Origin of the sequence: Streptomyces cadmiisoli (assembly GCF_003261055.1) — a bacterium.
GTDB lineage: Bacteria > Actinomycetota > Actinomycetes > Streptomycetales > Streptomycetaceae > Streptomyces > Streptomyces cadmiisoli.
In genome coordinates, this window is the sequence record NZ_CP030073.1 from 2,850,907 (window position 1) to 2,874,607 (window position 23,701).

Annotated in this window: 18 protein-coding genes; 3 read left to right on the forward strand and 15 right to left on the reverse strand. The window is 72.5% G+C overall.

What is annotated here, in order from left to right:
- Positions 1-8: 8 nt before the first annotated feature.
- The 8 genes from DN051_RS11885 to rimP all read right to left on the reverse strand — a co-directional run bounded on the left by DN051_RS11885 (position 9) and on the right by rimP (position 11,336).
- The gene (locus tag DN051_RS11885; RefSeq protein WP_162624910.1) at positions 9-3,956 is read right to left on the reverse strand and encodes a serine protease; all 3,948 of its coding nucleotides are present in this window, start codon (positions 3,954-3,956) and stop codon (positions 9-11) included.
- Positions 3,957-4,252: 296 nt separating this feature from the next.
- A complete protein-coding gene (gene truB, locus DN051_RS11890) occupies positions 4,253-5,158 on the reverse strand; it encodes a tRNA pseudouridine(55) synthase TruB (protein ID WP_112438675.1) in 906 nt (301 codons plus the stop codon).
- A complete protein-coding gene (rbfA, locus tag DN051_RS11895; RefSeq protein WP_053763270.1) occupies positions 5,155-5,601 on the reverse strand; it encodes a 30S ribosome-binding factor RbfA in 447 nt (148 codons plus the stop codon). The genes truB and rbfA overlap by 4 nt, the downstream gene beginning before the upstream one ends.
- A gap of 39 nt (positions 5,602-5,640) precedes the next feature.
- A complete protein-coding gene (locus DN051_RS11900; RefSeq protein ID WP_053763269.1) occupies positions 5,641-5,937 on the reverse strand; it encodes a DUF503 domain-containing protein in 297 nt (98 codons plus the stop codon).
- A gap of 271 nt (positions 5,938-6,208) precedes the next feature.
- The gene (infB, locus tag DN051_RS11905) at positions 6,209-9,301 is read right to left on the reverse strand and encodes a translation initiation factor IF-2 (protein ID WP_079001899.1); all 3,093 of its coding nucleotides are present in this window, start codon (positions 9,299-9,301) and stop codon (positions 6,209-6,211) included.
- A 149-nt stretch (positions 9,302-9,450) separates the two neighbouring features.
- Positions 9,451-9,747, reverse strand: a complete 297-nt coding sequence (locus tag DN051_RS11910; RefSeq protein WP_079001897.1) for a YlxR family protein — start codon at positions 9,745-9,747, stop codon at positions 9,451-9,453.
- Between the two features lie 90 nt (positions 9,748-9,837).
- Positions 9,838-10,824: a transcription termination factor NusA gene (gene nusA, locus DN051_RS11915; RefSeq protein WP_053763266.1), complete on the reverse strand. Its 987-nt coding sequence runs from the start codon at positions 10,822-10,824 to the stop codon at positions 9,838-9,840.
- Positions 10,825-10,826: 2 nt separating this feature from the next.
- The gene (gene rimP, locus DN051_RS11920) at positions 10,827-11,336 is read right to left on the reverse strand and encodes a ribosome maturation factor RimP (RefSeq protein WP_053763265.1); all 510 of its coding nucleotides are present in this window, start codon (positions 11,334-11,336) and stop codon (positions 10,827-10,829) included.
- A gap of 194 nt (positions 11,337-11,530) precedes the next feature.
- Here rimP and DN051_RS11925 point away from each other — a divergent pair, with 194 nt between their 5' ends.
- The 3 genes from DN051_RS11925 to DN051_RS11935 are packed head-to-tail and all read left to right on the forward strand — an operon-like array spanning position 11,531 to position 13,493.
- Positions 11,531-12,070 carry a hypothetical protein gene (locus tag DN051_RS11925; RefSeq protein ID WP_053763264.1) on the forward strand — a complete coding sequence of 180 codons (540 nt, stop codon included), beginning with the start codon at positions 11,531-11,533 and terminating at the stop codon, positions 12,068-12,070.
- Positions 12,067-12,558, forward strand: coding sequence for a ferritin-like domain-containing protein (locus tag DN051_RS11930; protein WP_053763263.1), 492 nt, complete (start codon positions 12,067-12,069; stop codon positions 12,556-12,558). Before DN051_RS11925 ends, DN051_RS11930 begins: the two co-directional genes overlap by 4 nt.
- A 26-nt stretch (positions 12,559-12,584) precedes the next feature.
- Positions 12,585-13,493, forward strand: coding sequence for an aminoglycoside phosphotransferase family protein (locus tag DN051_RS11935; RefSeq protein ID WP_112438676.1), 909 nt, complete (start codon positions 12,585-12,587; stop codon positions 13,491-13,493).
- Between the two features lie 57 nt (positions 13,494-13,550).
- On the opposite strand, the gene DN051_RS11940 is transcribed toward DN051_RS11935, so the two are convergent.
- The 7 genes from DN051_RS11940 to DN051_RS11975 form a co-directional block, all read right to left on the reverse strand.
- A complete protein-coding gene (locus DN051_RS11940) occupies positions 13,551-15,251 on the reverse strand; it encodes a proline--tRNA ligase (RefSeq protein ID WP_053763261.1) in 1,701 nt (566 codons plus the stop codon).
- Positions 15,252-15,358: 107 nt separating this feature from the next.
- Positions 15,359-15,895, reverse strand: a complete 537-nt coding sequence (locus tag DN051_RS11945; protein ID WP_053763260.1) for a GNAT family N-acetyltransferase — start codon at positions 15,893-15,895, stop codon at positions 15,359-15,361.
- A gap of 183 nt (positions 15,896-16,078) precedes the next feature.
- Positions 16,079-16,927, reverse strand: coding sequence for a GNAT family N-acetyltransferase (locus tag DN051_RS11950; RefSeq protein ID WP_053763259.1), 849 nt, complete (start codon positions 16,925-16,927; stop codon positions 16,079-16,081).
- 196 nt (positions 16,928-17,123) lie between these two features.
- Positions 17,124-18,281, reverse strand: coding sequence for a flavodoxin-dependent (E)-4-hydroxy-3-methylbut-2-enyl-diphosphate synthase (ispG, locus tag DN051_RS11955; protein WP_112438677.1), 1,158 nt, complete (start codon positions 18,279-18,281; stop codon positions 17,124-17,126).
- A 205-nt stretch (positions 18,282-18,486) separates the two neighbouring features.
- Entirely contained in the window at positions 18,487-19,779 is a 1,293-nt protein-coding gene (locus DN051_RS11960; RefSeq protein WP_112442232.1) for a M50 family metallopeptidase, read from the reverse strand.
- 8 nt (positions 19,780-19,787) lie between these two features.
- Positions 19,788-21,050, reverse strand: a complete 1,263-nt coding sequence (dxr, locus tag DN051_RS11965) for a 1-deoxy-D-xylulose-5-phosphate reductoisomerase (RefSeq protein ID WP_112438678.1) — start codon at positions 21,048-21,050, stop codon at positions 19,788-19,790.
- A gap of 441 nt (positions 21,051-21,491) precedes the next feature.
- Positions 21,492-23,426, reverse strand: a complete 1,935-nt coding sequence (locus tag DN051_RS11975; RefSeq protein ID WP_053762735.1) for an acyl-CoA dehydrogenase family protein — start codon at positions 23,424-23,426, stop codon at positions 21,492-21,494.
- Positions 23,427-23,701 lie beyond the last annotated feature (275 nt).

Consider the following 23,701-nt stretch of genomic DNA (forward strand, 5'->3'; position numbering starts at 1 on the left):
GTGCGCCGTCATGCGGGGATCCGGACGCCGGCCAGGTTCTCGATCGTCCGGCGGGCGCTCGGGCCCACCACCGCGGCCCAGTCCGGCGCCGAGTCCGCCAGCCAGCCGGTGACCCGGGCGGCGAATCCGGGCACCGTACGGCCGAGGTCGACCAGGGTGCGGTCGAAGCGGGTCGCGCCCTCCGGGGTGCGGACCAGGAGCAGGCCGGTACGGCGCACGAGCTCGCCCGGCTCGTCCCCGCCGCTCCGTACGACGGCCCTCAGCAGCGACTCCAGGACCGCCGGGTCGCGCTCGTGGGTGAGGAGGAACTCGCGCAGTTCCCGGCGCAGGGGGCCGGGGCCGGCGAGCACCGCGGCGAGCGCGGTCCGCACCGGCTCGGGTCCGCCGTCCAGCACACCGGTGACCAGGGGGAACAGGAAGGTGTGGGCGGCGGGGCCCTGGTCGAGGCGCCGGTCGACGTAGGCGGCGACGGCCGGGGCGTGCTCGGGGTGCCGGGCCACGGCCTCCCGTACGAGGTCGGCGACCCGGCGGCCCAGGGCCGGGGTCGTGACGTCGGCGAGGGCGCGCAGCACCGCCTCGGCGTCCGGGCCCTGCAGGCGTGCCCGGAAGGCACCGAGGACGGGCTCGGGGTGGGTCGTCAGCGCCGCGGCCAGCGCACTCGCCGGGAGCCGCGGGTCGCCGGCCACGAAGTGCTCGACCGCTCTCGGCAGGTGGCGGGCCCGGGCGCGCGGGTCCGTGACGAGGATGCCGAGGGCGCCGCCGTGCAGGGTGCCGTCGGCGGGGCGGGCGAGGAGGGCGAGGGCCGCGTACCGCAGCAGGTCGCGGTCGGCCTGGGTACGCGCGTGCGGGGCGGCCCGCAGTCCGTACGTCACCGCGGCTTTCCGCCGCGCCGCCCGGTCGTCGTGCGCCCACCGGTCGACCGCCCGGCACACCGCGGACGGCTCCTCCTCGGCGAGTACGGCGAGCAGTTCGTCGCCGTGCCGGTGCGCGTGGGCCACGAGCGCCTCGGTGAGGTCGTCCAGCGCGCGGTGCCGGTGCGTGTGCAGCAGCGCCTGCGCGGCCGTGGCGACGGTGGCGCGCGGGGTCGCGGGCAGCACCCGCCCGTCCTCGAACCAGCGCACCAGATGCGGCTGTACGGCGGTGGTGTCGCGGGCGAGGAGGCGGGAGACCGTGTCCAGGTAGCGCCCCTGCCCGATCGCCGGATCGCCGGGGCCGCCCGCCGGATCGGCCCGGACGAGGCGGCGCAGCAGGTCGAAGCGCTCGGCCTCGGCCAGCGGCAGCTCCGTCCAGAAGGCGGGCCCGAACTCCTGCGGCACGAACTGCTGGTGGCGCCGCCATTCCGGGATCCGGTCGGCCAGCAGCCGCAGCACCGCGACGTACGCCGTGGCGTCCGGCACCCCGTGCAGCGTCTCGGCCAGCAGCCGGGCGGCCCACCAGGAGCGCGGGTCGGCGTCCAGAGCGTGCGTCAGCTCCTCCAGACGGCGGGCGAGCCGGCCGGTGCCCTGCTGACGGGCGACGAGGAGGAGGGCCTGGACGACGGGGCCGATGCGGTGGGGCGGGACGGACGGGGGCCGGCCGGGAAGCGGGGCGCTGTGCACCAGCGCGCGCAGGGCGTCGTCGAGGTCGAGGTGCATGCCCTGGATCCAGTCGGCGAACTCCTCGTGCGCGAAGCGGTAGCCGGTGCCGGCCGGGACGAGGAGGCCTTCGGCGAGGACGGCGGACGCCCAGCCGGCACCGCCGCCGAGCCGTGCCGGGGCGGTCCCCCACGGGAACAGGACCTCGAACGACGCCCGGTCCAGCTCGCCCTGCCCTCGGCCGAGGCTGCGCCGGGCCGCCTCGTGGACCTGTCCGGCCACCCTCGCCGCCAGCCGCCGTACGGCGGTGCCGCGCAGACCGCGCTCGGCGGCGAGCCGTGCCGCGACGCGCAGGCACATCAGGTCGAGGTGGGCGGTGAGGACGTCGTACCGGTCGACGGAGATGACGGCCGGCGCGTCCGGGTGGGCGGCGCACACCTCGGACAGGAGGCGCAGGGTGAGGGGATGGCGGGCGTCGGAGGCGGTGAGCGCGTCGTCGGGCAGGTCGTAGCGGGCCAGGGCCTCGCGGGTCTCGCTCTCGCTCAGGTCGGCCAGGAGGACGCAGGGCGGAAGGCCGGCGCGGCCCCGGTCGCGCCGCCGGCCCGCGTGCAGCACCTCCGGCGGGAACTCCGCGCCCGCACGCTCCCAGTACTCCGTGCGGCAGGCCACCACCAGCCGCGCACCCGTCTCCCGCAGCCAGCGCGCCGTCCCGTCCGTCCAGTCGGTGAGCCGGCCGGCCAGCGCCGGCGGCATCTCCTCGGGGCCGTCCAGGAGCAGCAGCAAAGGGCGTCCGGCGGCGCAGGCGAGGGCGGCGAGACGCTCGGGCGTCGTGTCACCCAGGGCGCCGGGCAGGCACTCACGGTCCGGATCGCCCGGATCGGCGGGAAGATCCACGAGGTGCGCGTCCCCCGCGTCCGCATCACGCCTCCCCGGGCTCCCCTGCGCCACGTCGGTGTGCCGTCCCCGACCGGGCACGCCCGCCACGGAACGCGTCCGTCCGCCCCCGCCGTCCACCCCGGCGCCGGGCCCGCCGGACGGTCGGCCGCCTGCTTCGGTGTCGCCCCGGTCTGCTCCCCGCCACCCGGAACCGCCGTGGCCCGGACCGGCGTGCCGCCCCCGGCCGGAACCACCCACCGCGGACCGCAGCCGTCCGCCGCCGGCACCGCCCGGACCCGAGCCGGTGCCCCCGGCCCCGTCGCCACCCCCGCCGGACATGGAACCGCCGGACACGGGACCGTCGGGACCGAGACCGTCGAGACCGCCCGGGCCGATGTCACCCGTCTCGGGCAGAGAGACGGACCGGGACGCGGCCACGATGCGGGCCGCCCGGGTCAGCGCGCGGCCGGCCGCGTCCGCCAGCGAGGCGTCGTCGTCCATCAGGTCGGCGCCGCGCAGCCACAGTGTGGGGGCCGGTTCCGGGCCGAGGTGACGGCGGGCGGCCAGCGCAGCGAGTTCCGTGGTCCGGCCGCTGCCCGGCGGCCCGACGAGACCCAGGACGGCGGCGGGGCCCACCGTGAACGCGGCGAACTCCCCCACCGTCTCGGCCCGTTCGACCGGCTCGACCTCACCGCACGCCGCGGCACCCGTGCCGCCGAGGTGGCCCGCGAGAGTCCCGGGCGGACCGTCCTGCCCGACCGAGGTGGCGGTCAGTTCCAGCACTCCGGCGAGGTTGAGGTCGGCGCCGTACGCCGGAACCGTCGCGGCGTTGCGGGCGAGGAGTTCGGCGAGCGGACCGCTCTCGGTACGGCGGGGCGTGACGGCGAACCCGATGTCGCGCCGGCCGGTCTGCAGGGCGGTGCCCAGCACGGCGACCACCGCGCCGGTCGAGGCGTCGATCACCGGTCCGCCGGCCGCGCCGCCGCCGAGCCTGAGCGCGTCCCGGCCTGCCGTACCGATCGCCAACTCCAGTACGTCGTCGAGGAGATGGAAGCGGTCCGTGGCCGTGTACGTCACGCTGGTGGCGCCCAGCACACGGGCCTCGCGCCAGCACCCGGCGGCGATCCGCACGTACGTCCCGTTCGCGATGCGGTCCCGCGCGGTGATGGGCAGCGGCTCGGCCCGCAGTCCCTCGGTGCGCACGAGGGCCAGATCGATCTCGGGCAGCGGGGTCACCGCGTCGGCGGTGACGACGCAGCTGCGGCCCCCGGAATCGCGCAGCACGAGGCGGACGAGACCGTCGACGGTCTCGTGGCTGGTGAGGACCGTGCCGTGGTGGTCGGCGAAGAAGCCGGTGCCGCGCGGGCGTCCGGCGAGGTCGTGGATGCGCACCAGGGCGCCGTCACCCGGTGCCGGCCCTGTCCATGGAGCGTCCTCGTGCCGCGCCGTCCGCGTGTCCTGCGGCGTCCGGCGGGTGCCTCCGGTCCGCCGGCCACGTCCCGCCATGGTCGAACCTCCCCCGCCGTGCCGTACGGGCGTGCGTGCCCTTCGTTCGACGGTAGGCGCGGGATGATCAGGGGGACAGATCTCGAGGTGAACGCGCCCCCTTGCACTCCCCCGGTTCACTCCGAGCGCCTGCCCGGACGGGTGAATGGACGGGGGACGTTGGATACACCCTAGGGGTGGGGGAACCGAGGGGGACCGTGGAGCGGCGGCAGAGGAGGACCCCGTGACCGCCGCTCCACGGGCAGCACCGCGCGGGCCCGACCCCAGCCGGGCCGGTGGGGACCGGCCCTCGGGGGTCAGGCGAACACGGCGAGGCTCTTGGCCTTGCCCCGGTGCTCCTCGACCAGCGCGAGGAAGCCGCCCTCGGGACCGAAGACGGCCACCGTGCCGGCGCCCGCGTACTGGTCGGGCATGTCGAGCCGGACGCCGTTGGTCAGCAGCCGGGCCCGTCTGGCGTCCACGTCCCAGCGGGGGAAGGCCGCCGCGGCGGCCTCGGCGATCGGCATCACCGTCAGCTCCTCCTGGAGCTGTTCCAGGGTGCGCGCCGCGTCGAGCCGGTACGGCCCGACACGGGTCCGCCGCAGCGCGGTCAGGTGCCCGCCCACGCCCAGGTCCGCGCCGAGGTCACGGGCGAGCGCGCGGATGTACGTGCCGGAGGAGCAGACCACCGACACCACCAGGTCGAGCACGGGGGTGCCGTCCTCGGCGACGGCCTCGCGGACGTCGTACACGCTGAAGGACGACACGGTGACGGGCCGGGCCGGGATGTCGAACTCCTCGCCCTCGCGCGCCCGCTTGTAGGAGCGCACCCCGTCGATCTTGATGGCGCTGACCTTGGACGGCACCTGCATGATGTCGCCGGTCAGCTTCGCGACCCCCGCGTCGACGGCCTCGCGGGTCACCTTGGAAGCGTCGGTCGACGCGGTGACGTCACCCTCGGCGTCGTCCGTCACCGTCGTCTGGCCCAGGCGGACGGTGCCCAGGTACTCCTTCTCCGTCAGGGCGAGGTGCCCGAGGAGCTTGGTCGCCTTCTCGACACCGAGGACGAGGACGCCCGTCGCCATCGGATCGAGGGTGCCGGCGTGGCCGACGCGGCGCGTCCTGGCGATGCCGCGCATCTTGGCGACCACGTCGTGCGAAGTGAAGCCCGACGGCTTGTCGACGATGACAAGGCCGTCGGGCGTGGTGTGCTTCTGGGTCATTCGGCCGTGTCGTCCTCGTCCTCACCCGGCTTCTTGTACGGGTCGGCTTCCCCGGCGTACGCGGCGCCGGTGGCCGCCTCACGCACCTTCTCGTCGGAGGCACGGGCCTTGTCGAGGAGGTCCTCGATGGTCCGGGCGTTGTCCGGGAGCGCGTCGGCGACGAAGGTCAGCGTCGGCGTGAACTTCACGCCGGCCGCCCTGCCGACCTCGGAGCGCAGGATGCCCTTGGCGCTCTCCAGACCGGCGGCCGCGGCCGCCCGCTCCTCCTCGTCGCCGTACACCGTGTAGAAGACGGTCGCCTCCCGCAGATCGCCCGTCACCCGGGTGTCCGTGATGGTGACGTGCGTGCCGAGCCGCGGGTCCTTGATCCCGCGCTGCAGCTTCTGGGCCACCACCTCTCGGATGAGGTCCGCCAGCCTCTTAGCCCGCGCGTTGTCGGCCACTGGTCCGTCTCCCGTTCTTTCCTGTCTTCGTTCTGTTGGTCAGTCGTCGTCATCGCCGTGGAAGCGGCGTCTGACGGACAGCAGCTCCACCTCGGGGCGGCCGGCGACCAGCCGCTCGCACCGGTCCAGTACGTCCGTCAGATGCCCCGCGTCGCCGGACACCACCGCCAGGCCGATGAGGGCCCTTCGGTGGAGGTCCACGTGGTCCACCTCGGCCGCGCTCACGGCGAACTTCCGCTGGAGTTCCGCGACGATCGGGCGGACGACGGAGCGCTTCTCCTTCAGCGACCGTACGTCGCCGAGGAGCAGGTCGAAGGACAGCGTCCCCACATACATGTATGGAACCGGTTCACCCGCCGGCCCGGGATCGATGGCCCCGCCATCTCGATGGGCGGGGACATCAAGAACGGTACCGCGCGCCCGCCGGGGGCTCGACCGGGTTTTGCCCGGGCCGACGGCCCCCGCGGGGTCGTCGCCGTACCGTGCCCGCGACGCATGCGTGCGGGCCTGAGCGTGCCGGGGCGCGGCTTCACCGCACCCCGGCACCCAAACCGCGCGGTGGCCGACGGGAGCGATGTCCCGTCGGCCACCGGTCGGCCACCGGCTGTTACACCCGCGGCTTCTCGCGCATCTCGTACGTCGCGATGACGTCGTCGACCTTGATGTCGTTGAAGTTGCCGAGGTTGATACCGCCCTCGAACCCTTCGCGGATCTCGGTGACGTCGTCCTTGAAGCGACGCAGACCCTCGATGTTGAGGTTCTCCGCGACGACCTTGCCGTCGCGCAGGAGGCGCGCCTTGGTGTTGCGCCTCACCTCGCCGGAGCGGATGAGCACACCCGCGATGTTGCCCAGCTTGGACGAGCGGAAGACCTCGCGGATCTCCGCCGTACCGAGCTCGACCTCTTCGAACTCCGGCTTGAGCATGCCCTTGAGGGCCGCCTCGATCTCCTCGATCGCCTGGTAGATGACCGAGTAGTAGCGGACGTCCACGCCCTCGCGCTCGGCCATCTGCGCCGCACGGCCTGCCGCGCGGACGTTGAAGCCGATCACGATGGCGTCCGAGCCCATCGCCAGGTCGATGTCGGACTCCGTGACCGCACCGACGCCGCGGTGCAGGACGCGGATGTCGACCTCTTCGCCGACGTCGAGCTGGAGCAGCGAGGACTCCAGGGCCTCGACGGAACCAGAAGCGTCACCCTTGATGATGAGGTTGAGCTGCTGGACCTCGCCGGCCTTGAGCACCTTGTCCAGGTCCTCCAGGGAGACCCTGCGGGTGCGCTTGGCGAAGGCCGCGTTGCGCTCGCGCGCCGCGCGCTTCTCGGCGATCTGGCGTGCCGTGCGGTCCTCGTCGACGACCAGGAAGTTGTCGCCGGCGCCCGGGACGTTGGTCAGACCCAGGACCTGGACCGGAGTCGACGGGCCCGCCTCGGCGACGTTGTTGCCGTTGTCGTCGAGCATGGCGCGCACTCGGCCGTAGGCGTCGCCCACGACCATCGTGTCGCCGACCCGCAGCGTGCCTCGCTGGACGAGGACCGTGGAGACGGCACCGCGGCCGCGGTCGAGACGGGACTCGATCGAGATGCCCTGCGCGTCCTGGTTCGGGTTGGCCCGCAGGTCGAGCGAGGCGTCCGCCGTGAGGATCACGGCCTCCAGCAGCGAGTCGATGTGCAGACCCTGCTTGGCGGAGATGTCGACGAACATGGTGTCGCCGCCGTACTCCTCGGCCACCAGGCCGTACTCGGTCAGCTGACCGCGCACCTTGGTCGGGTCGGCGCCCTCGACGTCGATCTTGTTCACCGCGACCACGATCGGCACGTCGGCCGCCTTGGCGTGGTTGAGCGCCTCGACCGTCTGCGGCATGACGCCGTCGTTGGCCGCGACGACCAGGATCGCGATGTCGGTCGACTTCGCACCACGGGCACGCATGGCGGTGAACGCCTCGTGACCCGGGGTGTCGATGAAGGTGATCTTGCGCTCTTCGGCGTTGACCTCGGTCGCGACCTGGTAGGCACCGATGTGCTGGGTGATGCCACCGGCCTCGCCCGCGATGACGTTCGTCTTGCGGATGGCGTCGAGCAGGCGGGTCTTACCGTGGTCGACGTGACCCATGACGGTCACGACCGGCGGACGGACGACCAGGTCCTCCTCGGAGCCCTCGTCCTCACCGAACTCGATGTCGAAGGACTCGAGCAGCTCGCGGTCCTCCTCCTCGGGGCTGACGATCTGAACCGTGTAGTTCATCTCGCCGGCGAGGAGCTCCAGCGTCTCGTCGGAGACCGACTGCGTCGCCGTGACCATCTCGCCGAGGTTCATCATGACCGCGACGAGGGACGCCGGGTTGGCGTTGATCTTCTCCGCGAAGTCGGTGAGCGACGCACCGCGCGACAGGCGAATGGTCTCGCCGGTGCCGCGAGGCAGCATCACGCCGCCGACCGACGGGGCCTGCATGGCCTCGTACTCCTGGCGCCTCTGCCGCTTCGACTTGCGACCGCGACGCGCGGGACCGCCGGGACGACCGAAGGCGCCCTGCGTGCCACCACGGCCACCGGGACCACCGGGACGACCGCCGAAGCCGGGACGGCCACCGCCGCCACCGAAGCCACCGCCGCCACCACCGGGACCGCCGCCACCGGGACGACCGGCGAAACCGCCGCCGCCACCCGGACGACCGCCACCGCCGCCACCCGGACGACCGGCGAAACCGCCGCCGCCACCGGGACGACCGGCACCGCCACCGCCACCGGGACGACCGGCACCGGCCGGGCCGCGACCGCCACCGGGGCCGGGACGCGGGCCGGCAGCGGGACGCTGCGGCATCATGCCGGGGTTCGGACGCGGACCGGCGGGGCCACCGCCGGGACGCGGGCCGCCACCCTGCGGACGCGGCATCGAACCCGGGGTCGGACGGGCACCGCCCGGAGCCTGCGGACGCGGGCCGCCGGCCTGGCCGCCGGGACCCTGCGGACGGGGACCGCCGCCGGGAGCACCGGCACCGCCGGGACGCGGAGCACCGGTACGGGGCGCCTGGGGGCGCGCCATGCCGGTGGAGCCACCGGAGGTGAAGGGGTTGTTACCCGGCCGCGGACCGGCCGGACGGGCGCCACCCGGACGCGCGGGGGCGCCGGGACGGGCACCCTGGGCACCGGGACGCTGGCGGTCCTGACCGCCACCGCCGCCGCCACCGGGACGAGCACCGGGCTTGGGGGAGCCGGGGCGCGCGCCACCGGGCTTCGGACCCGACGCGGCGGCCGGAGCCGGAGCGGACGGGGCCGGCGCCGGGGCAGCCGGCGGAGCGGTGAACTCCGGGGCCGCCGGTGCCGGACGCGGCGCGGGCTTCGGGCCCGGGGTGGGACGCGGGCCGGAGGCCGGCGCGGACGCCGGAGCCGGTGCCGCCGGAGCCGCGGGCTGCTGGGCAGCCGGAGGCTTGGGTGCGGCCGGCCGCGGGGCAGCCGGACGTGCCGCCTGCGCCGGGGCGGGCGCGGCGGGCTTGGGGGCGGCCTTCCGAGGGGCGGGCTTTCCGGCGGACTTGCCGTTGCCGCTGCCCTGCTGGAAGGCATCCGTCAGTTTGCGTACTACGGGCGCCTCGATCGTCGAGGACGCCGATCGGACGAATTCACCGAGTTCCTGGAGCTTGGCCATGACGACCTTGCTCTCCACACCGAACTCCTTGGCGAGTTCGTATACCCGGACCTTAGCCACTTCGCTCCTTTGAGGTCCGGGTTGCGGCCGGACCGTCGCTAGTTCATGGGCGTACTCATCGCGTACTCATCGAGTGCTCATCGCAATCTCGACCTGCTTTCGACTCGCGAGGTACCAGGCCGCACGGGGGGTTCCGCACGACGTGTTTCTTACCGTGTTGCCTGCTCAGCAACTGTTGTCCGCTCGACATACCCGCGCAACGCGTTTGTGTCGAGCGCACCCTGGGCGCGCAGCGCCCTCGTGAACGCCCGGCGGCGCACCGCCTGGTCGAGACAGACCGGGACGGGGTGCACATAGGCACCCCGGCCGGGCAGCGTACCGCGTGGATCAGGAACGCATGCGTCCTTGATCGCCACGATCCGCAGCAGTTCGCTCTTGGCCGCCCGCTCCCGGCACCCCACACAGGTGCGCTCAGGGCATGCTCCGGCATGCGTCCGGCCAGACACGGCTAAGTCTACCTCCCCGCACCGACCTCACCCTTTCGGGGCAGGGATCGAACGGTTGTTGTCGTGATCTAAGCCACCACGGGCCGAGATCTATTCCTCAGGCTGTTCGGTGTCCGGACGGATGTCGATCCGCCAGCCGGTGAGCCTTGCGGCGAGCCGGGCGTTCTGCCCTTCCTTGCCGATCGCCAGGGACAGCTGGTAGTCCGGCACCGTCACACGGGCGGACCGGGCCGTCATGTCCACGACCTCGACCTTGGACACCCGCGCGGGTGACAGCGCGTTCGCCACCATCTCCGCCGGGTCGTCCGACCAGTCGACGATGTCGATCTTCTCGCCGTTCAGCTCGCCCATCACGTTGCGCACCCGGCCGCCCATGGGGCCGATGCAGGCGCCCTTGGCGTTCAGACCCGATCGGGTGGACCGTACGGCGATCTTGGTACGGTGACCGGCCTCACGCGCGATGGCGGCGATCTCCACCGAACCGTCGGCGATCTCCGGGACCTCCAGGGCGAACAGCTTCTTCACGAGGTTCGGGTGCGTGCGGGACAGCGTCACCGACGGACCGCGGACGCCCTTGGCCACCCGGACCACGTACGAGCGCAGCCGCATCCCGTGCGGATAGGTCTCGCCGGGCACCTGCTCCTGCACCGGCAGGATGGCCTCCAGCTTGCCGATGTCGACCAGCACGTTCTTGGGGTCGCGCCCCTGCTGGACGACGCCCGTGACGATGTCGCCCTCACGGCCTGCGTACTCGCCGAGTGTCGCGTCGTCCTCGGCGTCGCGCAGCCGCTGGAGGATCACCTGCTTGGCGGTGGTCGCGGCGATCCGGCCGAAGCCGGACGGGGTGTCGTCGAACTCGCGGGCCTCCTGGCCCTCCTCGAGGTCCTCGGGGTCCTCCTTCGCCCACACGGTCACATGCCCGGTCTCCCGGTTGAGCTCCACGCGCGCGTGTCGGCGGCTTCCCTCGGTGCGGTGGTAGGCGATGAGGAGGGCCGCCTCGATCGCTTCGACCAGCAGGGAAAAGGAGATCTCCTTCTCCCGCACCAAGCCCCGCAGGGCACTCATGTCGATGTCCACGGCTACGCCTCCTCCTCTTCCTTCATGTCCTTCTTGTCCTTACGGCTGAACTCGACCTGGACGCGCGCCTTGGCGATGTCCGCGAAGGCGAGTCTGCGTCCGGTGGGCTTGCGGCCCTTGACGCCGGGCACCTCGACGTCGACGCCCTCGTCGTCGACGGTGAGGATTCTGGCGACCAGCTCCGCCCCCTCCGCCAGCCGGAAATCCACCAGGCGGCCGGTGGCGCGCACATAGTGCCGGTGCTGGGTGAGGAGGCGCTCCGCGCCCGGGGTTCCGACCTCGAGGGTGTACTCGCCCTCGCCCATCGCGTCCGTCTCGTCGAGCTTCGCCGAGAGCGCGCGGCTCACATCGGCGATGGCGTCCAGGTCCGCCCCGGTGTCGGAGTCGACGACGACGCGCAGCACCCGCTTGCGGCCTACGGAGTCCACTGCGATCTCTTCGAGATCGAGGCCCTGGGAGGTGACGAGCGGTTCCAGAAGTTCTCGCAGCCTCTCGCTCTGGGTGGTGCTCATCCGGGTGACTCCTCGGCCGCGTGTGCTGTTGTGGGTTGGTCGCGTGTCTGGTCAAAGGGTATCCGGTCGCGGGGGGTGTTGCCGTCCACCTGTGCCCGGGCGGTGCCGGTGAGTGGTCGCGGAGGGGTGCGCGGGTACCGTGATCACGGGCATGCCGCCCAGGCCTTTCGTACGAGCCTTCGAGGACGTCAGCCGTGCCGATTCCCCTGTCGCAGCGCACCCCCTCGGGACCGCGCAGACGAACCCTGCTCGCCTCGACCGCGGGCGTCGTGTTGCTCTCGGGCTGCTCCGGCGGGCCGGATGACGCCGGCGCCACCGGCAGCACTCCGTCGGCCGCAGACCGGGCACGCGCGCGTGCGGCCCGCGAAAGCCGCGAACTCGCCGCGCGGTACGACGCGGTGATGGCCGCGCACCCCGCGTTCACGGTCAGGTTGCGGCCGCTGCGGGACGCGACCGTGCGGCATGCCGAGGCGTTCGGCGGCACACCCGGGAAGGCGTCTCCCACCGCCTCCGCTTCCGCCTCCCCCTCGGCGTCGGCGTCGGCGTCGCAGCCGCCCGTCGTCCCGGCGGACGGAAAAGAGGCGCTCGCCGGGCTCGCGACGGCCGAGCGGAAGCTCGCGGACGGGCGTGCCCGGGCGCTGCTCTCGCTGCCGGGCGAGCTGGCCCGGCTGCTGGCGTCGGTGGCGGCGGCCGGGGCGGCGCACGCGTACCTGCTGACGGAGGGTGAGGGATGAGCAAGCCGAAGGACGGGGAGCTGCGGGCGCTCCAGGCGGCGCTGGCGGCCGAGCACGCCGCGGTGTACGGCTACGGGGTGGTCGGCGGCCGGATCGACGAACAGGGGCGCGCCCGTGCCCGGGCGGCGTACGACGCCCATCGTGCGCGGCGGGACGCGCTGGCCCGTGACGTGCGGGACCTGGGCGGTGAGCCGGTCGCCGCGGCGGGCGGCTACGCGCTGCCGTTCCCGGTGACGGACCCGGCGTCGGCGGTACGGCTCGCCGCCGAGTTGGAGGAGCGCGTGGCCGGGGTGTATTCCGACCTGGTGCGCGCGAGCGGGGGCCGGATGCGGGGCACGGCCGCGGGCGCGCTGCGCGAAGCGGCGGTGCGGGCGGTGGGCTGGCGCGGCGGGAGCGTAGCCTTCCCTGGTCTCGCCGAGCGGGCGGCGGCCGACCGCGGCTCGGGGACGGCCGGTCCGCCGGCTTCGGCCGCGGCACCGACGGCGTAACTCCGCAGGAAGGAATCGACTCGCGTATGGCTTTCGAACCGCCGCAGCGTCTCGTCAGGGCGCTCGGTGAGACGGCACCGGACGGTGACGACTGGTTGGAGAAGCTGCCGGAGGCGGTCCAACGGGCCGTCGATCTACGCGAGTTGACCGTGGAACGGGTGCAGGTTCCGGGTGGGCGGAGCAGTCTCGTGGTGCTGGTGCGCCGGGCGGACGGGACGCCCGCGGTGCTCAAGCTGGCCCCGTCCCGGGCGCGGCCGGAGAGCGAGCGGGCAGCGCTCGCGCACTGGGACGGGCTGGGCGCCGTGGAGCTGCTGGAACCGGTCGCCGACGACGGCGCGCTGCTGCTGGAGCGGCTGCACCCGGATGTGTCGGTGCGCTCGCTGCCGGAGGCGCGGGCGCTGCTGGAGGCGGCGGGGACGCTGCGGCGGCTGTGGGTGGCACCGCCTGCCGGGGACGCCGCGCACCCCTTCGAGACGGTGGCCGAGCGGACCGGGCGGCAGGCCGCGGCGATGCGGGCGAGCGCGGTGGCCGACCCGGAGGCCGCGCCGCTGGTGGACGCGGCGCTCGCGGCCCGCGAGGAGTTGCTCGGGGATCCGCCCGAGCAGCGGCTGCTGCACGGCACGTTCCGGCAGAGCAAGGTGCTGGCCGGGGGCCGGATGCCGTGGCTGGCGGTGGGTCCCGACCCGGTGGTCGGGGAGTGTGCCTTCGACCTGGCCCGGCTGGTGCGTGACCGGGTGGAGGACCTGATCGCGACGCCGTCCGGGGCCGCGACGACCCGTAGGCGCGTCAAGCGCCTCGCCGAGTCGCTGGACGTCGACCAGGAGCGGCTGCGCGGCTGGACGTTGTTCCGGGCCGTGGAGTCCGGGGTGCGGGCGCTTCGGGTGGGCCGGGTGCGGGACGCGGAGCTGCTGCTGGAGTTCGCGAGCTGGTTGTGAGGCCCGCGGGCGCTCCGGGGACGAGCGGCGCGCGCCGTCCGTCCCCGGAGCCCGGGATCAGGCCGTGAGGCGGGCGATCGCCTCGTCGACGGAGAGCTCCTCGCGCTCACCGGTCCGGCGGTCCTTCAGCTCCAGGACGCCCTCGGCGGAGCGGCGGCCGGCCACCAGGATCGTCGGTACGCCGATCAGCTCGGAGTCGGTGAACTTCACGCCCGGGGAGACACCGGCGCGGTCGTCGACCAGGACGCGGACACCGGCCGCGGCGAGCTTCTCGGCGACGTCGAGGGCGAGTTCCGTCTGCAGGGCCTTGCCGGCGGCGACGACGTGCACATCGGCCGGGGCCACCTCGGCCGGCCAGCACAGGCCCTTGTCGTCGGCGGTCTGCTCGGCGAGGGCGGCGACGGCGCGGGAGACGCCGATGCCGTAGGAGCCCATGGTCACGCGGACCGGCTTGCCGTTCTGGCCGAGCACGTCGAGCTTGAGGGCGTCGGCGTACTTGCGGCCCAGCTGGAAGATGTGGCCGATCTCGATGGCGCGGTCCAGCCGGAGGCCGGTGCCGCACTTCGGGCAGGGGTCGCCCTCCTGGACCACCACGACGTCCACGTACTCGTCGACCTCGAAGTCACGGCCCGCGACGACGTTCTTCGCGTGCAGGTGCTCCTTGTTGGCGCCGGTGATCCAGGCCGTGCCCGGCGCCACGCGCGGGTCGGCGAGGTACTTCACCTTGTCCAGGCCCTGCGGGCCGACATAGCCGCGGACCAGGTCGGGGCGGCCGGCGAAGTCCGCCTCGGTGACCATCTCGACGGCCGCCGGGGCGAAGTGCGCCTCGACCTTGCCCAGGTCGACCTCGCGGTCGCCGGGCACGCCGACGGCGACGATCTCGCCGTCCACCTTCACGAGGAGGTTCTTCAGGGTGGCGGAGGCCGGGACGCCGAGCGAGGCGGCGAGCGTCTCGATGGTCGGGGTGTCCGGGGTGGGGATCTCCTCGGCGGCCGGCACGCCGGCGGCGTCCACGGTCCTCAGCTCGTAGGCGATCGCCTCGGTGTTGGCGGCGAAGTCGCAGTTCGGGCAGTCCGCGAAGGTGTCCTCGCCGGCCTCGGCCGGGGCGAGGAACTCCTCCGACTTCGAGCCGCCCATCGCGCCCGCGGTGGCGGCGCAGATGCGGTAGTCGAGGCCGAGGCGCTCGAAGACCTTCTGGTAGGCCTGGCGGTGCAGCGCGTACGACCGGGCCAGGCCCTCGTCCTCCAGGTCGAAGGAGTAGGAGTCCTTCATCAGGAACTCGCGGCCGCGCAGGATGCCGGCGCGCGGGCGGGCCTCGTCGCGGAACTTGGTCTGGATCTGGTAGAGGATCACCGGCAGGTCCTTGTAGGAGGACGCCTGGTCCTTCACCAGGAGGGTGAAGATCTCCTCGTGGGTGGGGCCGAGGAGGTAGTCGCCGCCCTTGCGGTCCTGGAGGCGGAACAGTTCCGGTCCGTACTCCTGCCAGCGGCCGGTCGCCTCGTAGGGCTCCCTCGGCAGCAGGGCTGGGAGCAGCACCTCCTGGGCGCCGATCGCGTCCATCTCCTCGCGGACGATCCGCTCCACGTTGGCGAGGACCTTCTTGCCGAGCGGCAGCCAGGTCCACACGCCGGCGGCGGTGCGGCGGACGTATCCGGCGCGGACGAGCAGCTTGTGGCTGAGGACCTCGGCGTCCGCCGGGTCGTCGCGCAGCGTCTTCGCCATCAACTGGGACATGCGCTGGACCGGTGCCTTGGCCATGGTTCTCGTACTCCTGCTGCTGGGGGTCCCCCGCTCGGACGGCGCCGAGAGCGGCGGAGGGTGATGCCAAGGAGGTTAGCCGGGCGGCACGGGACGGTGGAAATCCGTTATCGGCGGAGCAGCGGGAGGGGGGCGCCCATCACGGCGTACGGTTTGGGCGCGCTGGGGAAGTGGACCTGCCGGGCGAGATCCACATAGCCGAGCGAGCGGTACAGGCCGCGGGCGGGACTGTCGGTGTCGATGGCCGAGAGGATGGAGCGGGGCTCGGTGGCCGAGTCCGTGATCCGGGTGATGAGCGATCGGCCGATGCCGCGGTTCTGGTGGCGCGGGTGCACATGCAGTTCGGTGATCACGAAGGAGTCGTCGAGCCAGGCGTCCTGCCCCTGAGCGCGCAGATAGGGCTCGACGACGGTGGACCACCAGTGGGTGCGGTCGTTGGGCATGCCGTAGACGAAGCCGACGAGGTGCCGGCCGACGGTGGCACCGAGGGCCCTCGCTCCGGGGTAGGTCATGTGCCGCAGCACGATCTGGCGGCGGACGGCCACTTCCTCGGAGCCCAGTCCGAAGGCCACGGCCTGAACTGCCAGGGCTTCGTCGACGTGGAGGGGGAGGTCCAGGGGGGCGATCTCGATGTCGCGAAGCATGTCGGGGAGCCTACAGGGGGGTTGAGGTCGTTCGCCCCGTGCGGGTCGGAGAACGGCTGGTCGCGCGGTTGCCGGTGGTCCGCCGGGGTGGCCCGGTGCCGGAACGGGCGAACGTCGCACGCCGGGGCACGAGGGCCGTGGCAGGCAACGTTCGGCGTCGGGCGAACGTGGCCCGCCGGGGCACTAGAACAGCACGCTCATGAAGGCGCCGACCTCCTGGAAGCCGACGCGTCGGTAGGTGCGCCGGGCCGCCGTGTTGAAGTCGTTCACGTAGAGGCTGACCACCGGGGCGAAGTCGGCGAGCGCGTACCGCAGAACGGCCGCCATGCCCGGCGCCGCCATGCCCTGTCCCCGGTACTCGGGGGCCACCCACACGCCCTGGATCTGGCAGGCGCGGTCGGTCGCGGCGCCGATCTCCGCCTTGAAGACGACCTTGCCGTTCTCGTCGAGGCGGGCGAAGGAGCGGCCGGAGCCGACGAGTTCGGCGACCCGGGCCTGGTAGAGCAGGCCGCCGTCACCGGCGAGCGGCGAGACGCCGACCTCCTCGGTGAACATCGCCACGCACGCCGGCATGATCGTCTCCATTTCGTCCTTGCGGACGCGGCGCACATAGGGGTCCGGGGCGACATCGGCCGGCATGCGGTCGGTGACCATCAGCGGCTGGTGGCCGCGCACCTCGCGGGCCGGGCCCCAGTGCGGTTCGAGGAGGCGCCACAGCTGTGCGGTGGGTTCGGCGGGACCGACGACCGAGGAGCAGCGGCGGCCGGCCCGGCGGGCCCGGTCGGCGAAGGCGCGTACGGCACGAGGGGTGGCGCAGATGGGGACGAGGTTGGCGCCCGCGTAGCACAGGGAGGTCAGCATGCCGTCCTCGTACCAGCCCCACATCTCGCCGCCGAGGCGCCAGGGGTCCAGGCCTGCGACCTGGACCCGGGACGCCACGAAGGCGTTCGCGACCGGCTCACGGTCGAGGACGGCGAGCGCGGCGTCCAGGTCGCTCGGTTCGAGGACCCGGGAGGTGGTCTGGGTCAACACGTGCGGGGCCTCAGGGTCGGGGCTGCTGATTTCCGCACTGTACCTGCCGAATTTGTGTGGCGCCGCCCGTCGTCCGGGACCGGCGGTCGCCGCACCGTCCCGAGGCCGCGGCCCCGGGTCACGCCCGGGGCCGCACGCTCTCGTCCTGGTGCCTCCGGCCGGCCGGAGGAGCCCGGCCGGTGCGGTGCCGCGAAGGTCAGCCGGCCACCGAGACCGACGGCTCGCCCGAGGTCACGCCGTCCGCCTCCATCTGCTCGGCGAGCTTCATGGCCTCTTCGATCAGCGTCTCGACGATCTTGGACTCGGGAACGGTCTTGATCACCTCGCCCTTGACGAAGATCTGCCCCTTGCCATTACCCGAAGCCACACCCAGATCCGCCTCACGAGCCTCCCCCGGCCCGTTCACCACACAACCCATCACAGCCACCCGCAACGGGACCTCCATCCCCGTCAGCCCCGCCGTGACCTCCTCCGCCAGCTTGTACACATCCACCTGCGCACGACCGCACGACGGACACGACACGATCTCCAGACCACGCTGCCGCAGATTCAACGACTCCAGAATCTGGATACCGACCTTGATCTCCTCCACCGGCGGAGCCGACAACGACACCCGGATCGTGTCCCCGATCCCCTCACTGAGCAGCGCACCGAACGCCACCGCCGACTTGATCGTCCCCTGGAACGCCGGCCCCGCCTCCGTCACCCCCAGATGCAACGGATAGTCACACCGCGCCGCCAGCTGCCGGTACGCCTCGATCATCACCACAGGATCGTTGTGCTTCACCGAGATCTTGATGTCCCGGAAACCGTGCTCCTCGAACAGCGACGCCTCCCACAACGCCGACTCCACCAACGCCTCCGGAGTCGCCTTGCCGTACTTCTGCAGCAGACGACGGTCCAACGACCCCGCGTTCACCCCGATCCGGATCGGCGTACCGTGCTCCTTCGCCGCCCCCGCGATCTCCCGCACCTTGTCGTCGAACTGCTTGATGTTCCCCGGATTCACCCGCACCGCGGCACAACCCGCCTCGATCGCCGCGAACACATACTTCGGCTGGAAATGAATATCCGCGATCACCGGAATCTGCGACTTCCGCGCGATCGTCGCCAGCGCATCCGCATCATCCTGCGTCGGACACGCCACCCGCACGATCTGACACCCCGACGCCGTCAACTCGGCGATCTGCTGCAACGTCGCACCGATGTCCGACGTACGCGTCGTCGTCATCGACTGCACCGACACCGGAGCATCCCCACCCACCGCCACCGACCCGACCTGGATCTGCCGGCTCGGCCGGCGCTCGGCGAGCTTGGTCGGTACGGACGGCATGCCGAGAGAAATCGCAGTCATCTGCTGTGCAACCCCAAGTCGTGGATCAACGTCCAGGTCCCGTCAGCGGCGGGCTCCAGGGTTCGAGATTACGGCACGCCCTCGGGCGCCAGCACATCACGCCCGTCAAACCCACTCGATGGAAGGCGGCCCGGCACGCACCCCTCTCCGCCGTGCTCCGAACGGGAGGACTGCATCGTGCCGGGCCGCGGCCGACTCCGGCCGGCTAGGAGATTCTCACCGGGTTAACGACGTCCGCGATCAGGACGAGGATCGTGAAGCAGACGAAGATCCCGGCCACCACGTAGGCCACGGGCATCAGCTTCGCCACGTCGAACGGACCCGGGTCCGGACGGCGCAGCACCCTGGCCACGTTGCGCCGCAGCGACTCCCACAGGGCGCCGGCGACGTGCCCGCCGTCGAGTGGGAGCAGCGGGAGCATGTTGAAGAGGAACAGCGAGAGGTTGAAGCCCGCCACGAGCATCAGCGCCATCGCCAGCTGCTGGGTCGGCGGGATGTCCAGGGTGAAGATCTCGCCGCCCACGCGGGCCGCGCCGACCACGCCCATGGGCGAGTCCGGTTCGCGGGGGGCGCCGTCGAAGGCGGCGTCCCACAGGGCCGGGATCTTGCCGGGCAGGGCGGCGAGGGAGTCGACGGCCTCGCCTACGCGGTCGCCCATCCAGGTCACGGAATCGCCGAAGTCCTGCCGGACGATGCCGGTCGCGGCGCTGAAGCCGAGGAATCCCGCGGTGACGTACTCGCCCTGGACGATCTGGCCGCTGGAGTCCTTCTTGGCGACCTGGTTGGTGGCGATCTTCGCGTGCAGGGTGACTTCCTCGCCCTTGCGGTCGACGACGACCGGCACCTCCTTGCCCGGGTTGGCGCGGATCAGGTCGGACAGCTCGTTCCAGTCGTCCGTGCGCACCCCGGCGAACGAGACGATCCGGTCCCCGGCCTTGAGTCCGGCCGCCGCGGCCGGGGAGGCGGGGTCGGACTTCCGGCAGTCGTCGCGGTTCTCGCTCTGGGCGATGACGCACTGGGAGACCGAGCTGACGCTGGTGGTCTGCTGGGAGATGCCGAAGCCCATCAGGACGGTCAGGAACAGCACGACCGCCAGGATCAGGTTCATGAACGGGCCGGCGAACATGACGATGACCCGCTTCCACGGCTTGCGCGTGTAGAACATGCGGGTCTCGTCGCCGGGCTTGAGCTCCTCGAAGGCCGCCGAGCGGGCGTCCTCGATCATGCCGCGCCAGGGGGAGGTGGAGCGGGCCTCCAGCCGGCCGTCGGGGCCGGGCGGGAACATGCCGATCATGCGGATGTAGCCGCCGAGCGGGATGGCCTTGATGCCGTACTCCGTCTCGCCCTTGCGGCGCGAGAAGATCGTCGGGCCGAAGCCGACCATGTACTGCGGCACCCGGATGCCGAAGACCTTGGCGGTGGACAGATGCCCCAGCTCGTGCCAGGCGATCGAGAACAGCAGTCCGACCGCGAAAATCACTATGCCGAGGATCATCATCAGGGTCGTCATGCACGCGCCTCCGCGGTGGCCGTCTGTGCCGTCAGTTCCCGGGCCCGGGCGCGCGCCCAGGTCTCCGCTTCGAGGACGTCCGACACGGTCAGTGAAGTTCCCGTGTGCGGGGTGCCGTGCTCGTCGACCACCCGCGTGACGGTCTCCATGATCCCGTTGAACGGCAGCGCGCCCTTGCGGAACGCCTCCACGCACTCCTCGTTGGCGGCATTGAACACCGCCGGGGCCGTGCCTGCGAGCTCACCGACGTGCCGGGCGAGACCCACGGACGGGAAGGCCTCGTGGTCGAGCGGGAAGAACTCCCAGGTCGACGCCTTGCTCCAGTCGAAGGCGGGCGCGGCGTCGGGGACACGCTCGGGCCAGCCGAGACCGATGGCGATGGGCCCCCGCATGTCCGGGGGCGTCGCCTGGGCGATCGTGGATCCGTCCGTGAACTCAACCATCGAGTGAACATACGACTGGGGATGCACGACCACCTCAATGCGGTCGAAGGGAATGTCGTAGAGCAGGTGCGCCTCGATGACCTCCAGGCCCTTGTTGACCAGGGTCGCGGAGTTGATGGTGATCACCGGGCCCATCGCCCAGGTGGGGTGGGCGAGGGCGTCCTCGACGGTGACGTGCGCCAGCTCCTGCTTCGTACGGCCCCGGAAAGGCCCCCCGGAGGCGGTGACGACGAGCTTGCGGACGTCCGCCCGGGTGCCGGCCGCCAGGGACTGGAACAGGGCGGCGTGCTCGGAGTCGACCGGGATGATCTGGCCCGGCTCGGCGAGCGCCTTGACCAGCGGGCCGCCGACGATGAGCGACTCCTTGTTGGCGAGCGCGAGGGTGCGGCCCGCCTCCAGGGCGGCGAGGGTCGGGGCGAGGCCGATGGAGCCGGTGATGCCGTTCAGCACGGTGTGGCAGTCGCTGCCGGCGAGCCGGGTGGCCGCCTCGGGACCGGCGAGGATCTCGGGGAGCCGCTCCCCCGCCGCGTACCGCGCGGCGAGCGCTTCGCGCAGCGCCGGTACGACGTCCTCGCGGGCGACCGCGACGGTCGGCACCCGCAGACGGTGCGCCTGCTCCGCGAGGAGGGCGACCCGGCCGCCGTTCGCGGAGAGTCCGGTGACCCGGAACCGGTCGGGGTTGCGCAGCACGAGGTCGATGGCCTGGGTGCCGATCGACCCCGTGGAGCCGAGGATCACCACGTCCTTCGGGCCGTCTGCCGTCACCGGGTCGTAGACGAGGTGCGGGTCGGCGAGGGGGGCTGGACTGTCGCTCATCCCCCCATTGTTGCCGCAACGGATGCCGGCCAGGGACAGGGCATCCCCCGTCGGCCGGCTCGGGCGGACTTGTCAGCGCAGGAGCGGTCATCGGGGTTTGTGAAACCACCGTGAAGATCGTGTGATGACACTTCGGTGACGGCCGGGCGGGGGCCGTGCTCAGGGCCGGCGGTGTCGTCATCCGCCAGGAGGTTCGACAGCCTCGGCAAGGACAAGTCGAACCACAGGTACGTCCTCCCCGACGTCAGGATCGGCACGGGCAGGACCATGAAGGTGCGGAGGGGCGTCGGCTCGGACACCGCGGCGAACAAGTACCAGGACCGTGGCTGGTACGTCTGGAACAGCACCAGCGACAGGGCCACGCCGACCAAGGCGAGTGGCGCCGGGGTCGACTCCTGCTCCTGGACGACGCGGGATCCGAGCGACACGTGGTGCCGGCCCTCACCTGACGGGTCGGCGCACATTCTCCTTCTGCGAGGGTCCGGGGGCCGCGTCGGCGATCCACGGGCCCTCGCCCGAGGGGTCGATGACTCCCTCCTCCAGCCACTCGTAGCTGCCCGCCAGGACGCCCTTGACGACCTTGCGGTCCAGCTCGTCGGTGTTGGACCACAGCCGGCCGAAGAGTTCGTCGACACGGACACGGGCCTGTTGGCAGAAGGCGTCGGCGAGCTGATAGGCCTCGCGGCCGTGTTCGCCCCGGCTGCGCAGGAGTTCGGCGCGTACGCAGGCCGCGCTCATCGCGAACAGCTCGGCCCCGATGTCGACGACCCGGCCCAGGAAGCCCTGCTTGGTCTCCATCCGGCCCTGCCAACGGGACATGGCGTAGAAGGTGGAGCGGGCCAGCTTGCGGGCGTGCCGCTCGACGTAGCGCAGATGCGGGGAGAGGTCGATGCCGTGCTTGAACTGCCCGTACGAGGCGGGCAGTTGGCCCGGTCCCGCGACCAGCTTGGGCAGCCACTTGGCGTAGAAGACACCCGCGTTGGCGCCCGCCCTCGCCTTGTCCTGGAGGGTCTTGTCCGGGTCGATCAGGTCCCCGGCGACCGAGAGGTGCGCGTCGACCGCCTCGCGGGCGATCAGCAGATGCATGATCTCGGTCGAGCCCTCGAAGATGCGGTTGATGCGCAGGTCCCGCAGGATCTGCTCGGCCGGCACCGCGCGCTCGCCGCGGGCCCGCAGCGACTCCGCGGTCTCGAAGCCGCGGCCGCCGCGGATCTGCACCAGCTCGTCGGCCATGAGACAGGCCATCTCGGAGCCGTAGAGCTTGGCGAGGGCGGCCTCGATGCGGATGTCGTTGCGGTCCTCGTCGGCCATCTGCGAGGACAGGTCGAGAACCGCTTCCAGGGCGAAGGTCGTGGCGGCGATGAAGCTGATCTTCGAGCCGACCGCCTCGTGCAGCGCGAGCGGCCTGCCCCACTGCTCGCGCGCGCCCGACCACTCGCGGGCGATCTTCAGACACCACTTGCCGGCGCCCACGCACATCGCGGGCAGCGACAGCCGGCCCGTGTTGAGCGTGGTGAGGGCGATCTTCAGGCCGGCGCCCTCGGGGCCGATGCGGTTGGCGGCCGGGACGCGGACCCGGTGGAACCGGGTGACGCCGTTCTCCAGGCCGCGCAGGCCCATGAAGGCGTTGCGGTTCTCGACGGTGATGCCCTCGGACCCGGCCTCCACCACGAACGCGGTGATGCCGCCCTTGTGGCCCTCGGACTTCGGCACACGGGCCATGACGACGAGGAGGTCGGCGATGACGCCGTTGGTCGTCCACAGCTTCACGCCGTCCAGGACGTAGTCGTCGCCGTCCGGAACCGCGGTGGTGGCGAGCCGGGCCGGGTCGGAGCCGACGTCCGGTTCGGTCAGCAGGAAGGCGGAGATGTCGGTGCGCGCGCAGCGCGGCAGGAACGTGTCCTTCTGCTCCTGCGTGCCGAACAGCTTGAGCGGCTGCGGTACGCCGATCGACTGATGCGCGCTCAGCAGTGCGCCGACCGCCGGGTTGGCGGAGCCGACCAGGGCGAGGGCCTTGTTGTAGTAGACCTGGGTGAGGCCGAGGCCGCCGTACTTGGTGTCGATCTTCATGCCGAGGGCGCCGAGCTCCTTGAGCCCGTCGATCACCTCGTCGGGGATCTGCGCCTCCCGTTCGATCCGGGCGGAGTCGATCTTCGTCTCGCAGAAGTCGCGCAGCTTGGCGAGGAACTCCTCGCCCCGCTGGACGTCCTCCTGGGCCGGCAGGGGATGGGGGTGGATGAGGTCGAGGCGGAACCGGCCGAGGAACAGTTCCTTGGCGAAGCTGGGCTTGCGCCAGTCCTGTTCACGGGCCGCCTCCGCCACCTGGCGCGCCTCACGTTCGGTGACGGTGGGTCGGGTGGTGGGAGCTGCGGACATGAGGCTCACCTCGCCGCGAGTCGGGATCAAGGTCCATTCGGTTACCGACGGGTGCTACTCGATCGTATGTACCCGATCCCGGGCGGGGCCACCACCCCGCGCGCAGCGGTCGGTCCGATGCGGACGCGCTACGGCCCCGTGTCCGGCCGGCTGTCGCCCGTCGGGGACCTCGGCTCCGGACCCGGCCGCCGGGGCGCGCGGGGCGCACGGGCCGTCCTGCGCCGATTGCGCCGAACGGGTGCCCCGGAGCGGCCGCCGGCGGGGGTGCTGCGGAC

Excerpts from the sequence above, each read along its gene's own strand:
- DN051_RS11960 (WP_112442232.1), bottom strand. The coding sequence starts at position 19,779 with ATGATGATCCTCGGCATAGTGATTTTCGCGGTCGGACTGCTGTTCTCG.
- dxr (WP_112438678.1), bottom strand. The coding sequence starts at position 21,050 with ATGAGCGACAGTCCAGCCCCCCTCGCCGACCCGCACCTCGTCTACGAC.
- DN051_RS11940 (WP_053763261.1), bottom strand. The coding sequence starts at position 15,251 with ATGGCCAAGGCACCGGTCCAGCGCATGTCCCAGTTGATGGCGAAGACG.
- DN051_RS11930 (WP_053763263.1), top strand. The coding sequence starts at position 12,067 with ATGAGCAAGCCGAAGGACGGGGAGCTGCGGGCGCTCCAGGCGGCGCTG.
- DN051_RS11885 (WP_162624910.1), bottom strand. The coding sequence starts at position 3,956 with ATGGCGGGACGTGGCCGGCGGACCGGAGGCACCCGCCGGACGCCGCAG.
- truB (WP_112438675.1), bottom strand. The coding sequence starts at position 5,158 with ATGACCCAGAAGCACACCACGCCCGACGGCCTTGTCATCGTCGACAAG.
- DN051_RS11945 (WP_053763260.1), bottom strand. The coding sequence starts at position 15,895 with ATGCTTCGCGACATCGAGATCGCCCCCCTGGACCTCCCCCTCCACGTC.
- DN051_RS11935 (WP_112438676.1), top strand. The coding sequence starts at position 12,585 with ATGGCTTTCGAACCGCCGCAGCGTCTCGTCAGGGCGCTCGGTGAGACG.
- rimP (WP_053763265.1), bottom strand. The coding sequence starts at position 11,336 with ATGAGCACCACCCAGAGCGAGAGGCTGCGAGAACTTCTGGAACCGCTC.
- DN051_RS11975 (WP_053762735.1), bottom strand. The coding sequence starts at position 23,426 with ATGTCCGCAGCTCCCACCACCCGACCCACCGTCACCGAACGTGAGGCG.
- ispG (WP_112438677.1), bottom strand. The coding sequence starts at position 18,281 with ATGACTGCGATTTCTCTCGGCATGCCGTCCGTACCGACCAAGCTCGCC.
- DN051_RS11900 (WP_053763269.1), bottom strand. The coding sequence starts at position 5,937 with ATGTATGTGGGGACGCTGTCCTTCGACCTGCTCCTCGGCGACGTACGG.